The 13,246-nt window shown below is 64.3% G+C and carries 14 protein-coding genes and 1 tRNA gene; 11 read left to right on the forward strand and 4 right to left on the reverse strand.

Going from position 1 to position 13,246, the window contains the following annotated elements; translation table 11 throughout:
* Positions 1–45 precede the first annotated feature (45 nt).
* The gene (locus tag V6590_RS15325; protein ID WP_335424555.1) at positions 46–402 is read right to left on the reverse strand and encodes an ArsR/SmtB family transcription factor; all 357 of its coding nucleotides are present in this window, start codon (positions 400–402) and stop codon (positions 46–48) included.
* A 108-nt stretch (positions 403–510) separates the two neighbouring features.
* Positions 511–1,011, reverse strand: a complete 501-nt coding sequence (locus V6590_RS15330) for a flavin reductase family protein (protein WP_335424556.1) — start codon at positions 1,009–1,011, stop codon at positions 511–513.
* 106 nt (positions 1,012–1,117) lie between these two features.
* Here V6590_RS15330 and V6590_RS15335 point away from each other — a divergent pair, with 106 nt between their 5' ends.
* From V6590_RS15335 to V6590_RS15345, 3 genes are read left to right on the forward strand one after another with little or no spacing between them, the layout of a single operon-like run.
* Positions 1,118–2,059: a CorA family divalent cation transporter gene (locus tag V6590_RS15335; RefSeq protein ID WP_335424557.1), complete on the forward strand. Its 942-nt coding sequence runs from the start codon at positions 1,118–1,120 to the stop codon at positions 2,057–2,059.
* A 57-nt stretch (positions 2,060–2,116) separates the two neighbouring features.
* Positions 2,117–3,037 (forward strand): PHP domain-containing protein, encoded by a 921-nt coding sequence (locus V6590_RS15340; protein WP_335424558.1) that lies wholly within the window; start codon positions 2,117–2,119, stop codon positions 3,035–3,037.
* A gap of 53 nt (positions 3,038–3,090) precedes the next feature.
* A complete protein-coding gene (locus tag V6590_RS15345) occupies positions 3,091–3,549 on the forward strand; it encodes an MmcB family DNA repair protein (protein ID WP_335424559.1) in 459 nt (152 codons plus the stop codon).
* Here V6590_RS15345 and V6590_RS15350 read toward each other — a convergent pair.
* Positions 3,527–3,745, reverse strand: a complete 219-nt coding sequence (locus V6590_RS15350; protein WP_335424560.1) for a DUF6324 family protein — start codon at positions 3,743–3,745, stop codon at positions 3,527–3,529. The genes V6590_RS15345 and V6590_RS15350 overlap by 23 nt on opposite strands.
* Before the next feature lie 104 nt (positions 3,746–3,849).
* On the opposite strand from V6590_RS15350, the gene V6590_RS15355 reads away from it, so the two are divergent.
* From V6590_RS15355 to V6590_RS15370, 4 genes are all read left to right on the forward strand, one after another.
* A tRNA-His gene (locus V6590_RS15355) sits at positions 3,850–3,926 on the forward strand.
* A 106-nt stretch (positions 3,927–4,032) separates the two neighbouring features.
* The gene (locus tag V6590_RS15360; RefSeq protein ID WP_335424561.1) at positions 4,033–6,366 is read left to right on the forward strand and encodes a Tex family protein; all 2,334 of its coding nucleotides are present in this window, start codon (positions 4,033–4,035) and stop codon (positions 6,364–6,366) included.
* Positions 6,367–6,562: 196 nt separating this feature from the next.
* Positions 6,563–7,768, forward strand: coding sequence for a calcium-binding protein (locus tag V6590_RS15365; RefSeq protein WP_335424562.1), 1,206 nt, complete (start codon positions 6,563–6,565; stop codon positions 7,766–7,768).
* A 69-nt stretch (positions 7,769–7,837) separates the two neighbouring features.
* Positions 7,838–8,881, forward strand: coding sequence for an AbrB family transcriptional regulator (locus V6590_RS15370; protein ID WP_335424563.1), 1,044 nt, complete (start codon positions 7,838–7,840; stop codon positions 8,879–8,881).
* Positions 8,882–8,959: 78 nt separating this feature from the next.
* On the opposite strand, the gene tldD is transcribed toward V6590_RS15370, so the two are convergent.
* Positions 8,960–10,381 carry a metalloprotease TldD gene (gene tldD / locus V6590_RS15375; protein WP_335424564.1) on the reverse strand — a complete coding sequence of 474 codons (1,422 nt, stop codon included), beginning with the start codon at positions 10,379–10,381 and terminating at the stop codon, positions 8,960–8,962.
* 174 nt (positions 10,382–10,555) lie between these two features.
* Between tldD and coxB the strand changes: the two genes are divergently transcribed.
* From coxB to V6590_RS15395, 4 genes are all read left to right on the forward strand, one after another.
* Complete coding sequence (coxB, locus tag V6590_RS15380) at positions 10,556–11,449, forward strand: cytochrome c oxidase subunit II (protein WP_434063268.1); 894 nt, start codon at positions 10,556–10,558, stop codon at positions 11,447–11,449.
* Between the two features lie 73 nt (positions 11,450–11,522).
* Entirely contained in the window at positions 11,523–12,470 is a 948-nt protein-coding gene (gene cyoE / locus V6590_RS15385) for a heme o synthase (protein WP_335424566.1), read from the forward strand.
* A 1-nt stretch (position 12,471) separates the two neighbouring features.
* Positions 12,472–12,666, forward strand: coding sequence for a cytochrome c oxidase system small membrane protein (locus V6590_RS15390; RefSeq protein WP_335424567.1), 195 nt, complete (start codon positions 12,472–12,474; stop codon positions 12,664–12,666).
* A gap of 1 nt (position 12,667) precedes the next feature.
* Positions 12,668–13,234, forward strand: coding sequence for a cytochrome c oxidase assembly protein (locus V6590_RS15395; RefSeq protein ID WP_335424568.1), 567 nt, complete (start codon positions 12,668–12,670; stop codon positions 13,232–13,234).
* The last annotated feature ends 12 nt before the right edge of the window (positions 13,235–13,246 follow it).

Raw genomic sequence — 13,246 nt, forward strand, 5'->3', positions numbered from 1 at the left:
CAGAAAGGCACTGACGGGGTCAAACCCCGCTTTCGGCGCGCAGGGTCAGACCGATTTCGCCTGGCTGCAGAACATCTCGTACACCATGCCGATGGCCGTGGCGACCTTGGGGTCCTGGATGGAGTAATACATCGCCTTGCCATCGCGGCGGCAGGCCACCAGCCCTTCCAGCCGCAGGCGCGCCAGTTGCTGGCTGACGGCAGCCTGACGTGAACACAGAAGCTGCTCCAGCTCGGTCACCGATTTCTCGCCCGATTGCAGATGGCACAGGATCATCAGCCGCCCTTCATGCGCAAGCGCCTTGAGAAAAGCTGCGGCTGCCGTGGCCTGCTGCATCATGTCATCGGCCGTCAGCGCGCCGCAAGCGTCATCTTCGGAAATGTGGGCAGTGTCGAGGGTCATGGCTTTCTCGTCCGGGGATTGCGTTCCAACATAAGCGAAGAACTGACCATATTCAAATGCGTCTCACTGTCCGTCTGTCACCCTGGCCGCAGGTTGCGCGACAAACCATCATCCGCCGTGAACAAATCCGCCATAGGCCCCCTGGCTGAACACCAGCGGCGCACCGTCACGCAGGGCAAAGCGCAGCACCCGTCCCAGAATGATCAGGTGATCGCCGCCATCATGCGTTGCATGTTGCGCGCATTCAAAGCGGGCGAGTGCGTCCGCGATCAGCGGCACGCCTTCGGCGGACCGGTCGGGCTCGGCACCCGCAATACCCGTGCCCCCCCGGCCAAAACGGGCGATCTGGTCAAACTGCGCTACGCCCAGAATATGGATCGCATAATGCCGGGCGGTGGAAAATCCTGCAAAGCGCGAGGATCGCCGGGCGGGTGACCACAGAACCAGCGGCGGGTCCAGCGATACCGAAGCGAAGCTGTTGGCGACAAACCCCTGCGGACCGTCGGGTGTTTCGGCTGTGACGACCGTGACCCCGGTCGCAAAACGGCCCAGGGCATCGCGGAAGGCGCGCAAACCATCGGGTCCGGCGGGTGTCTGTCTTTCGGTCATGGCGCGGCCTTTTTGCTGTTCTGCGCTGTTGTCCTTCTGCGATATAGACCAAGGGCGGGCAAGGTCGAGCTTGCCTGCACGGGCTGTAAGCAGGAAGGGGCGACAGATGATGATGGCCTATCGGCCCGAAGGCGGGCGCATGGTCACGGTGGCCGATCCTCAAGCTGCCGTCTGGATCGATCTGGAACACCCCGGACCCGATGAAATCGCGCTGGTGCGCGGGTTCGGGATTGAGGTGCCAAGCCTTGCCGATATGGAGGAAATCGAGATTTCCAACCGGCTTTATCATGAGGGGCCCGCGCATTACATGACGGTGGTGATGGCGGGGCTGGATCAGGCCGGCACGCGCCGCATCCAGCCGGTGACCTTCATCCTGACCGATAGCCTTCTGGTGACCGTGCGCCACCATTGCCCGCGCCCCTTCGTGACCTATCCGCCACGCGCCGGGCAATCGGCGGCGGGAACCGAAGGCGCGGCGGCCATCCTGCTGGGTTTGATGGATGAAATCGTCGGGCGGCAGGCCGATCATCTGGAAGAGGTGGGCCGCAGTCTCGATCAGGTGTCAGAACTGATCCATGCCCCCGACCCCGACCGCCGTACGCCGGAACGGTTGCAGTTCACCCTGCAAAAACTGGGGCGCGAAGGGGAATTGCTGTCGCATCTGCGGCTGACGCTGCTGACGTTGACCCGGGCGCTGGCCTATTTCCAGCCCATCGCCGCAGAGCGCGGTCACGCTGCCACCACCAAGGCCGTGCTGCGCGACATTCAGGCGCTGGAGGTGCATGGCGATTTTCTGGCGCAGCGGGTTGCTCTGGCCAGTTCGACCACGCTGGGCATGATCGATCTGGCACAGGGGGCGACGACGCGGATCGTGTCGGTCGTGTCAGTCTTGTTCCTGCCCCCCACGCTGATTGCCAGCATTTACGGGATGAACTTTGCCCGCATGCCGGAACTGGCGCAGACATGGGGCTATCCGGTCGCACTTTTGGCCATGCTGGCCAGTGCGCTGCTGTCCTGGGCCTATTTCAAATGGCGCGGCTGGCTGTAACCCGGTCATGACCCTGTCACGCAGCTGCGCGATCCTGCCGCAAACCACGAGGACATCATGCGCCCCATTGCCTTTTCCCAGCCCGGCCAATTCTGGCGCGGCAATCTTCACACCCATTCCACCCTGTCGGACGGGGTCTTGCCGCCCGAGGACGTGTGCCGCCGTTACCGGGCGGAGGGCTATGATTTCCTGGCGCTGACCGATCACTTCATCGGCGCTTATGGCTATCCCATTGCCGATACGCTGCCCTTCCGCGCCCCGGGTTTCACCACTCTTTTGGGGGCGGAATTGCATAGCGGGCCGATGCGCAATGGCGAGCTGTGGCATATTCTGGCCGTTGGCCTGCAGCCCGATTTCGCCCCGGGCCATGCCCCGGATTTCCATGTGCATCCGGGCATGGAAACCGGCCCCGAGATTGCGGCACGGGCCGTGGCGGCGGGGGCCTTCGTGGCGATTGCGCACCCCCAATGGTCGGGCCTGACGCTGGAGGATGCCCGCAGCGTGACGGCGGCCCATGCGGTTGAAATCTACAACCACGGTTGCGCCACCGGGGCCGATCGCGCCGATGGCGCGGCCCTTGCCGATCTGCTGCTGTCGGAAGGCCGCCGCCTTTCGGTGATTGCCACCGATGACGCACATTTTTCCGAACCCGATCATTTCGGCGGCTGGGTCATGGTCAAGGCCGAAGAGAACACACCCGAGGCGCTTTTGGCGGCGCTGAAGGCGGGGGCGTTCTACAGCAGTCAGGGGCCAGATCTGCGCGACATCGTTCTGGAAGGGGATCGGTTGCAGGTCGAAAGCTCGGCTGTCGTGACCGTGATCGTGCAGGGGCAGGGCACGGCGGCCCAGGCGCTGCACGGCCAATCCATGACACGGGCCGATCTGGTGCTGGGCCGCTGCGCGGCGTCGCCCTGGCTGCGGGTGACGGTAATCGACGCGGCCGGGCGCCGGGCCTGGTCAAACCCGATCTGGCGCTAGGGATCGCGGCGGGGGGTCTTGCCCGGTGTTCCCTTTTGGTTCATGTTGGTGGCATGAGCGAAACCGCACCTTCCCTGCTGCCCGGCCAGCGCCTGCAACGCGGGGTGTGCCGCCATTTGCGCAGCCTTGGCCTTGCCGCCGTCGAAGAACTGGTACCCGCCCCCGGATTGCGGGTGGATGTCATGGCCTTGGGTGCCAAGGGCGAAATCTGGATCGTGGAATGCAAATCGTCGCGCGCCGATTTCCGGGCCGACCGGAAATGGCAGAACTATCTGGAATGGTGCGACAGGTTCTTCTGGGCCGTTCCTGCCGACTTTCCGCAAGACATCCTGCCACCCGAGGCCGGGCTGATCCTGGCCGATGACTTCGGGGCCGAGGTCCTGCGCATGGGACCGGACACACAGCTGGCCGGGGCGCGGCGCAAGGTCATGGTGCAGAAATTTGCCCGCCATGCCGCACTCCGGCTGCAGGAATACCGCGATCCGGGCGTCAGCGCCCTTTCTTGCCTTTAGGGCTGTCCGCCATCATGGCGCGGGCCGCTTCGGCGGCGGCGCGCAGCTCTTCGGCGATTTCCTCGGCCTCGTCCGGGTCGAAATCCAGCGGCAGGTCCACGCCGCCTTCGGCCTCGACATAGATTCGCACCATGCCCTGATCGGTCGGGCCGATCTGGATATTGGCGGCGATGTCGCTTTGCTTGTTGATGCTCATGACAGGCTCCGTTTTCCTGGCTCCGGGGTAGCGCCGAAAAACCCGCAAGGCAAGCGCGAGAGGGGCTTGCAATCGCCGCCACAGGGGGCTAAATCGCCGCCAGTGCCGACTTAGCTCAGTTGGTTAGAGCACCAGATTGTGGATCTGGGGGTCCCCCGTTCGAGCCGGGGAGTCGGTACCATCTTCAAAAAGGCCCTGCGCAGCTTGCGCGGGGCCTTTTGCCTTGCCGGGTTGCGTTCCGGGGCAGGGCGCGTATGGTCACGCACCCCATGACCGACGGAAGACCCATGATTCAGGACCCAGTTCGCCGTATTCCCCTTGTCATCGCCCGCGAAATCGGTGCCCAGCCCGCGCAGGTGAATGCCGCCATCGAATTGCTTGACGGGGGCGCAACCGTGCCCTTCATCGCGCGCTATCGCAAAGAGGTGACAGGCGGGCTGGATGACACGCAATTGCGCAATCTGGCCGACCGGCTGACCTACTTGCGCGAGATGGAGGCTCGGCGGGCCGCGATCTTCGGTTCGATCACCGATCAGGGCAAGATGACCGACGATCTGGCCAAGGCGATTGCCGGGGCTGATACCAAGGCTGCGCTGGAAGACATCTATCTGCCCTACAAACCCAAGCGCCGCACCCGCGCGATGATCGCCCGCGAAAATGGCCTTGGCCCGCTGGTTGATGCCGTGCTGAATGACCGCAATGCCGATCCGGCGGTTCTGGCGGCGGGTTACATCTCGGACGCCGTGCCCGATGCCAAGGCCGCACTGGAAGGTGCGCGCGACATCATCGCGGAAAGCCTTGCCGAAAACGCCGATCTTCTGGGCCGCTTGCGGGCGCATATGCGGCAGGTGGCCGAGGTTGCGGCCACGGTGGTTGCGGGAAAAGAGACGGAAGGGGCCAAGTTTTCCGATTACTTCGCCCATCGCGAACGCTGGGAAACCGCGCCATCGCACCGGGTTCTGGCCATGCTGCGCGGCCGCAACGAAGGGGTTCTGTCGGTCGATCTGGAGATAGAACCCGAAGCCCCGCGCGGCCAATCGACTGCCGAGCGGGCCTGTGGTGCCGCGCTTGAGGCGCGTGGCCCCGGCGCGGGCGATCAATGGCTGCGCGAGACCGCCAGCTGGGCCTGGCGGGTGAAGCTGAAAACCTCGCTCACCCTCGATCTGATGGCCGAACTGCGCGAACGCGCCGAGGCCGAGGCGATCAACGTCTTTGCCCGCAATCTCAAGGATTTGCTGCTGGCCGCGCCTGCGGGCGGAAAGGCCACCATGGGCCTTGATCCGGGCATCCGCACCGGGGTGAAGGTTGCGGTGATTGATGCCACCGGCAAGGTGCTGGGCACCGATACCGTCTATCCGTTCCAGCCCAAGAACGACTTGCGCGGCGCGCAAGTCACCCTCGCGCAGCTCATCGCCAAACATGGGGTGAAGCTTATCGCCATCGGCAATGGCACCGCCAGCCGCGAAACCGAAAAGATGGTGGCCGATCTGCTCGCCCATCTGCCCGGCGAAAAGCCGGTGAAGGTGATCGTGTCCGAGGCCGGCGCCTCGGTCTATTCCGCCTCCGAACTGGCGGCGAAAGAATTCCCCGGCCTCGACGTGTCCTTGCGCGGCGCGGTCTCCATCGCGCGCCGGTTGCAAGACCCACTTGCCGAACTGGTGAAGATCGAACCCAAGGCCATTGGCGTCGGCCAATATCAGCATGATGTCGATCAGCACCGCCTTGCCAAGCAACTCGATGCCGTGGTGGAAGATGCGGTGAACGCCGTGGGGGTAGATCTCAACACCGCCTCCGCGCCGCTTCTGGCCCGCGTCTCGGGCGTGGGGCCGGGGCTGGCGGAAAGCATCGTGGCGCATCGCGATGCGAACGGCCCCTTCGCCACCCGCCGCGAGCTTTTGAAAGTCGCCCGCCTCGGGCCCAAGGCCTTTGAACAGGCGGCGGGTTTCCTGCGCATCACCGGCGGCAAGGAGCCGCTCGATGCCTCCTCCGTCCACCCCGAAGCCTATGACGTGGCGCGCAAGATCGTCGCCGCCTGTGGCCGCGACATCCGCGCCCTGATGGGCGACAGCGCCGCGCTCAAGGCGCTGAACCCGCGCCAGTTCATCGACGAGAAATTCGGCCTGCCCACCGTGCAGGACATTCTGTCAGAACTGGAAAAACCCGGCCGCGACCCGCGCCCCAGCTTCAAGACCGCCACCTTTGCGGATGGGGTGGAGGATATCAAAGACCTCAAGCCCGGCATGATGCTGGAAGGCACCGTGACGAACGTGGCGGCCTTCGGCGCCTTCGTCGATATCGGCGTGCATCAGGATGGCCTCGTCCATGTCAGCCAATTGGCCGACCGCTTCATCAAGGACGCGCATGAGGTGGTGAAGGCGGGCGATGTGGTGAAGGTGCGGGTGGTGGAGGTGGATGTGGCGCGCAAGCGCATCGGCCTCACCATGCGCAAGGACAGCGCCGATGCCCGCGAAAATGCCCGCGAACGTCAGGCCTCAAGCCCACCCAAAGGCGGCAAGCCCGCACCGCGCGGCCCGATGAGCAGCGGCCCCAAAGGCAGCGCGTCCGGCTCCGGCGGTGGCAATGCCTTTGCCGATGCGCTGAAAGGCAAATTCGGGCGCTGACCCGCCAATCACAAGCTGCCGCTACGGCAAGACTTTGCTGATGCCCGCGACAACCCCGCCGCAACCCTGTGGCGGGGCTTGGCGCATGGGTCTGCTTGCCGCATTCTCGCCGCAAGGGTGCCGCTTTCCCGCCAGGATCGGGGCACACCTTCCCGCCGTAGCGCGCAGCCATCTTTTCAGCCAGAGCGAGACCCCCATGGCCCTATCCCTTTCCGCAGCTCTCGAGGCCATCTCGGCCGATCCGGGCCTGAAATCCTTGCCCAAGGCGCATATGAAACAGGGCCTTGCCGCCGCTGCCGATCTGAACCGCATCCTGATCGCCTTGCTGGAGGAAACCGGGGCCAATGACGACGGGCTGATCTCAGCCGAAGACATGCAGGCCGTATCGGATGCGATCTGGTTGCCCGCCAATGCCCAGCCCTGGCGCGAATTCTGGTTGGGTCATGGCAATGACAATGGTACGGTGGAAACCGGCTATCACCTGCTGCAGGATGATGGCGGCACCCTGCGCTTTCGTGGCCAGGCGCTGGTGGATACGGTTCTGGACGGCATCTATCACTTCGGGTTTCAGGTCTCGGATGGGCGCTATGCCAATGAAGATGGCAATGACAACGCCCGGCTGACCGATGTGGCCGGATGGCTGAACTGGTTTCTCAATGGCAAATCGGTGGTCTGGGGCACGGATGGGGCCGAAACGCTGGGATCGGGCCGCTATGACGGGGTTCTGCGCGCGGCCCGGCACGAAACCTTTTTCGCCGGGGCAGGGGATGATGCGATCTGGTCCGATATCGGCAATGACATCGTGCATGGTGGCGATGGCAATGATCGGGCCGGGGGTGGCGCCGACAACGATACGCTGATGGGCGAGGCCGACAACGATACCCTTGGCGGCGATGAGGGCGATGACCTGCTGCAAGGCGGCACCGGCAATGATGCGCTGCATGGCGGCGATGGGCGGGACCGGCTGGAGGGCGGCGGTGGCGCAGATCAGGCATATGGCGGCGGCGGGCGCGATACGCTTCAGGGGGGCGGGGGCCGCGATACCCTGTCCGGCGGTGACGATATCGACCATCTGTATGGCGGTGCCGGGGCCGATCTGTTCCAGATGTGGGAAAAGCGCGCCCGTCCCGATGTGCTGCATTTCGAGGCCGGGGACAGCGGTCGGCGGCGCGGCGAGATTGACCGGGTCGAGGGTTTTCAGAAGGGCATCGACAAGATCGACCTCAGCGCCTTCGGTCCGATGGAATTTGCCGATCTCGACTATACCGGCGGCGGTGTGGCCTCGTGCTACCATGACGGGCGGCATCTGCGGATCGATGCCGATGGCGATCGCGCCACCGACATGATCATCGAATTCGCATGGATCGACACTCTGACCGGGCGCGACTTCATCTTCGCCTGATCGCCCGCCCGCGGGCTTGTTCCTGCCGCAGCGCGCCGCTACAGATCGGGCGAAGCGAAAGGCGCAGCTTTGGCCCCGAACCGGACGATCCTGATCCTGCAAAACACACTGGCGCTGGTGATCGGCACGGCCGGGGGCGGGCTGTTCTGGTGGCTGCATATGCCATTGCCATGGATGCTGGGAGCCCTCACCGCCACCATGATCGGGGCGGTTTCAGGCCTGCCCCTGCGCGGCCCGCAGCGGATAAGGGGTGTGGTGGTTGCCGTGATCGGGGTGCTGCTGGGGGCCAGCTTTACCCCGGCCCTGATCGGGCAAGCCGGGGCATGGGCGCTGTCTTTCGCCGGGTTGCTGGCTTATCTGGCGCTGTCGCTGGTAATCCTGATCCCGCTGTTCCGACGCCTCGGGGGCTTTGACCGGCCCACCGCCTTTCTGGCCGCCATGCCCGGCGGGCTGACCGAGATGATCGAACTGGCCGAAGCCGCCCGGGCCGATGTGCCCAAGGTGATCCTGGCACAAAGCTTGCGCATCGTGACGACCATCGCCTTGATCGCCCTGTGGTTTCGGGTGGTGCAGGGTCTGGCCGTCGGGCAGGCGCCCCTGAAGGCAGGCTTCGCCGATCTTGCCTGGCGCGACATGGGTTGGCTTGCCGGCGCGGCCCTTGTGGGAACGGGGATCGGCCTTTGGCTGCGCCTGCCCGCACCCACATTGCTGGGGCCGATGCTGGTTTCGGCCCTGCTGCATCTGACCGCCATCACCGAAAGCGCTCCGCCCGGCGAATTGGTGATCGCGGCGCAGGTGATCCTGGGCACCTTGCTGGGCTGCCGCTTTACCGGTATCCGCGCCGCAGCCCTGTTGCCCGCCCTCGCGCTCAGCCTGGGGGCCACCCTGGTCATGCTGGCCATCGCGCTCGGCTTTGCGCTTTCCCTGCAGGCGCTGACCGGGCAAAGCGCGGATCAGCTGCTCCTCGCCTATGCCCCGGGCGGCCTGACGGAAATGAGCCTTGTGGCGCTGGCCCTGCAGGCCGAGGTGGCCTTTGTCGCCGCGCATCACGTGCTGCGCATCCTGGTTGTGATCGTTGCGGCCCCGCTGCTCTTTCGTCTCTGGCAGCGCTGACTCCGTCCTTTATCCTGGCGCATATATCCTTGGTGGGGCCAAAATGCCGTGGGGGGCAGACAGCCCCCCTGCTGCGGGTCAGGCCGCCGAACCCCCGATGGTCAAGCCGCCGATCATCAGCGTCGGCTGCCCGACACCTACAGGCACCCATTGCCCGGCCTTGCCGCAATTGCCGATGCCGGGATCAAGCGCCAGATCGTTGCCGATGGCACGAATGCCTTTCAGTGCCGTGGCCCCGTCCCCGATCAGTGTGGCGCCCTTCACCGGGGCGATCACCTTGCCGTTCTTCACCCGGTAGGCCTCGGTGCAGGAGAACACGAATTTCCCGTTGGTGATATCCACCTGACCGCCGCCAAAGCCCACGGCCCAGATGCCATCCTTCAGATCGGCCAGGATGGCCGCTGGGTCATCCTGGCCAGCCAGCATGTAGGTGTTGGTCATCCGCGGCATCGGGATATGGGCAAAGCTTTCCCTGCGGCCATTGCCGGTCGGGGCCACGCCCATCAGCCGGGCGTTCTGGCGATCCTGCATGTAGCCCACCAGCACACCATCCTCGATCAGCACATTGCGCGCCGACGGCGTGCCCTCATCGTCAAAGCTGATCGATCCGCGCCGGTCGGGCAAGGTGCCATCGTCCAGCACGGTGACGCCGGGGGCCGCGATCCGCTGCCCCATCAACCCGGCAAAGGCCGAAGTGCCCTTGCGGTTGAAATCACCCTCAAGCCCGTGGCCGATGGCTTCGTGCAGCAGGATGCCCGGCCAGCCTGGCCCCAGCACGATATCCATGATCCCCGCCGGGGCCGGCACGGCTTCCAGATTGACCAATGCGATGCGCAGCGCCTCGCGCGCAACCGGCTGCCAATGCGCGGGGTCGATCAGGCTGGACAGGCCAAAGCGCCCGCCGCCGCCCATGCCGCCGCTTTCGCGCCGCCCGTTCTGCTCCACGATGACCGAGATATTCAGCCGCGCCATGGGCCGCACATCGCGCAGCCGCAACCCTTCAGGGCGCAGAATTTCCACCTCTTGCAGGCCCGCCGACAGCGCGGCAGAGACCTGCACCACCCTGGGGTCGAGCCCGCGGGTGAAGGCGTCGATCTCGCGCAGCAGATCGATCTTGCCCGCAAAACCGAGATCCAGCATCGGGTCGGCATCGGTGTAAAGCCGGGCATTGGTGGGTTTGGGGGCATCAGCCAGGGTGCCGCCGCCATCGCCCACCGCGAGCCGGGCCGTTTCCATTGCGCGGCGGATGGCGCTTTCGGAAATCTCGGTCGAATGGGCATAGCCCGCCACTTCGCCCCGCACAGCGCGCAGGCCGAACCCTTCCGACGCATCGTAAGAGGCCGTCTTGATCCGCCCGTCATCCAGCACCAGCGCCTCGGACCGCTTGCGTTCGAAAAACAGCTCGCCATCATCTGCCCCTGCGACAGCCTGTCGCAGGAGCGCCAGCGCCACCGTCTCATCCAGGGAAGTGTCGAACGGGCGGAAGGCATTGGCGGTCATGGAACGTCCTTGATTTGGATCAATCGGCGGCGGTTTGTCGCACGGTTTTGCTTGTCGCAGCCTGCCTAATATGGTTTCAACTGAACCAGAAACAACGGGATTCTGCCCGGTCAACGGGCAAGCCTGAAAAGCGGTCAAAAACCGCACTTCGAACGGGATAAGACTATGCAACTCATGAAGACCCTTTCCGGTGTCGTTTCTGGGCTGTCCGCGCTGGCGTTTTCGACCGCCGCTATCGCGCAGGACCTGCCGGTGATCGGCAAGCCTGTGGACAAGCTGATGGGCTTCCAGCCTGCGGCAACCGAACTTGCACATGACATCCACTGGCTGGACTCGTTCGTGCATTCCATCAGTCTGGGGATCGTGCTGTTCGTGTCGGCGCTGATGCTCTACAGCTTCGTGCGGTTCAATCGTCGTGCAAATCCGAAGCCGGCGACCTTCACCCACAATACCCCGATCGAAATCCTCTGGACGGCTGTTCCGATCGTGATCCTGATCGTCATCGGCGGGTATTCACTGCCGGTGCTGTTCAAGCAGCAGGAAATCCCCGAAGGCGAAATCGTCGTGAAGGTGACCGGCTATCAGTGGTACTGGGGCTATGAATACATCAAGGACGGCGTGACCCCGGCCGAGGAAGGCGCAAGCCCGCTGGCCTTCGACAGCTTCCTGCTGCCGAAAGAAGATCTAGCCGCAAATGGTTACGCCGAAAGCGATTACCTGCTGGCCACCGATACCGCCGTTGTGCTGCCGGTTGGCAAGACCGTGGTGATGCAGGTGACCGGCGCCGACGTGATCCATAGCTGGACCATCCCGGCCTTTGGCGTGAAGCAGGATGCCGTCCCGGGCCGTCTGGCACAGCTGTGGTTCAAGGCCGACACCGAAGGCGTGTTCTTCGGGCAGTGTTCGGAACTCTGCGGCAAGGACCATGCCTATATGCCGATCACCGTGAAAGTGGTGTCGGAAGCCAAATATGCCGAATGGCTGGCGGCGACCAAGGCAGCGGGTGGCTATGTGCCGCTGGCTTCGCTGGACGCGTCGCAGCCGGTGCAGCTGGCCGCGAACAACTGATCGTCGCCTGAGACAGGCAGGAGGGTGGCGGGCCTGACGGCTGCGCCACCTGATCCAACCGAAGGACCGGAAGATGAGCGACATCCACGCAAATGGCGCCATGTCCGAGGCCCAGCCGGGTGAGGCGGGCTTTGGCGATTTCATCGCATTGCTCAAGCCGCGCGTCATGTCGCTGGTGGTGTTTACCGCATTGGTCGGGTTGCTGGTCGCGCCGGTGCCGGTGCATCCCTTTGTCGCGGCCACCTGCATCCTGTTCATCGCGCTGGGCGGCGGGGCTTCCGGCGCGCTGAACATGTGGTGGGATGCTGATATCGACCGGGTGATGCGCCGCACCAAGGGGCGGCCGATCCCCGCGGGCAAGGTTCAACCGGGCGAGGCGCTGGGGCTGGGTCTTGCGCTGTCGGGGCTCAGCGTGATGATGCTGGCGCTGGCGGCCAATGTGCAGGCCGCTGCATTGCTGGCCTTCACGATCTTCTTCTATGTCGTGATCTATTCGATGTGGCTGAAGCGTTCGACGCCGCAGAACATCGTCATTGGCGGTGCCGCCGGGGCCTTCCCGCCCATGATCGGCTGGGTCTGTGCCACCGGATCGGTGGGGATCGAGGCGGTGCTGATGTTCACCCTGATCTTCATGTGGACCCCGCCGCATTTCTGGGCGCTGGCGCTGTTCATGAACAGCGATTACGAAAAAGCCGGTGTGCCGATGCTGACCGTGACCCATGGCAAGCGCAGCACCCGCAACCATATTCTGGGCTATACCATCGCGCTTGTGCCCTTTGCCCTTGCGCTTGGGGTCACCTCCATCGGTGGGCCGATCTATATGGCGGTGGCCATTGCGCTGAACATCGGGTTCCTGATCGGCGCTGTGGCGATCTGGCGGCGCGACGAAGCAAAGGCCGAGGCCGATGGCTATCGTCTGGAAAAGAAGGTCTTTGCCTTTTCGCTGCTGTATCTGTTCCTGCATTTCGGCGCATTGCTGGCCGAGGCCGCGCTGCGGCCCTGGGGCCTGGGGGGCTGGTAAGATGCTGAAAGCCGAACATGAGATCCATCAACGCCGGTTTGGCCGCAATCTGGGGCTTGGTCTGGTGCTTGTGGCCTTTGTGGCCCTGGTCTTTGGTCTGACCGTGGTGAAGGTCACGCGGGGCGATCCGATGCAAGGCTTTGACCATGTCGTGCGCCCGGAAATGGCACCTGCCGAAGCGCAGGGGGGCAACTGAGATGGCAATGAACGCGCAATCCCGAACTGCGCTGAAACTGGTGGGCGTTGCCGCCACCATGGGCGCATTGTCCTTTGCTGCCGTGCCATTTTACGACTGGTTCTGCCGGGTGACCGGCTTTGGCGGCACCACCGCCGTGGCAGTTGCGCCATCGGATGTCGTGCTGGAGCAGACTGTGCTGATCCGGTTCGATGCCTCGAAAGAGGCGGGAATGCCCTGGGATTTCAAGCCCCAGCAAACCGAAATGCGGGTGCGCATCGGCGAGACCGGCCTTGCCTTCTATGAAGCGCATAATCCGACTGACCGGTCTGTTGCGGGCACGGCGAGCTATAACGTCACGCCCGATTCCGCCGGGGGCTATTTCACCAAGATTGCGTGCTTCTGTTTCACCGAACAGGTTCTGGCACCGGGTGAAACCGCCATCATGCCGGTTACATTCTATGTCGATCCCGGCATCGTCACCGACAGGGAAGGTAAATTCGTGAAAGAGATCACGCTTTCCTATACCTTCCATGAAACCGAACTCCCCGCCGCTGACGGTACGCCTGCCGCCAGCGCGACAAACTGAAAAGACAACGAG

The sequence above is a fragment of the Gemmobacter denitrificans genome, assembly GCF_036964905.1.
GTDB lineage: Bacteria > Pseudomonadota > Alphaproteobacteria > Rhodobacterales > Rhodobacteraceae > Gemmobacter > Gemmobacter denitrificans.

Excerpts from the sequence above, each read along its gene's own strand:
- V6590_RS15350 (WP_335424560.1), bottom strand. The coding sequence starts at position 3,745 with ATGAGCATCAACAAGCAAAGCGACATCGCCGCCAATATCCAGATCGGC.
- V6590_RS15330 (WP_335424556.1), bottom strand. The coding sequence starts at position 1,011 with ATGACCGAAAGACAGACACCCGCCGGACCCGATGGTTTGCGCGCCTTC.
- V6590_RS15345 (WP_335424559.1), top strand. The coding sequence starts at position 3,091 with ATGAGCGAAACCGCACCTTCCCTGCTGCCCGGCCAGCGCCTGCAACGC.
- V6590_RS15325 (WP_335424555.1), bottom strand. The coding sequence starts at position 402 with ATGACCCTCGACACTGCCCACATTTCCGAAGATGACGCTTGCGGCGCG.
- cyoE (WP_335424566.1), top strand. The coding sequence starts at position 11,523 with ATGAGCGACATCCACGCAAATGGCGCCATGTCCGAGGCCCAGCCGGGT.
- tldD (WP_335424564.1), bottom strand. The coding sequence starts at position 10,381 with ATGACCGCCAATGCCTTCCGCCCGTTCGACACTTCCCTGGATGAGACG.
- coxB (WP_434063268.1), top strand. The coding sequence starts at position 10,556 with ATGAAGACCCTTTCCGGTGTCGTTTCTGGGCTGTCCGCGCTGGCGTTT.
- V6590_RS15360 (WP_335424561.1), top strand. The coding sequence starts at position 4,033 with ATGATTCAGGACCCAGTTCGCCGTATTCCCCTTGTCATCGCCCGCGAA.
- V6590_RS15335 (WP_335424557.1), top strand. The coding sequence starts at position 1,118 with ATGATGATGGCCTATCGGCCCGAAGGCGGGCGCATGGTCACGGTGGCC.
- V6590_RS15390 (WP_335424567.1), top strand. The coding sequence starts at position 12,472 with ATGCTGAAAGCCGAACATGAGATCCATCAACGCCGGTTTGGCCGCAAT.
- V6590_RS15340 (WP_335424558.1), top strand. The coding sequence starts at position 2,117 with ATGCGCCCCATTGCCTTTTCCCAGCCCGGCCAATTCTGGCGCGGCAAT.
- V6590_RS15365 (WP_335424562.1), top strand. The coding sequence starts at position 6,563 with ATGGCCCTATCCCTTTCCGCAGCTCTCGAGGCCATCTCGGCCGATCCG.
- V6590_RS15395 (WP_335424568.1), top strand. The coding sequence starts at position 12,668 with ATGGCAATGAACGCGCAATCCCGAACTGCGCTGAAACTGGTGGGCGTT.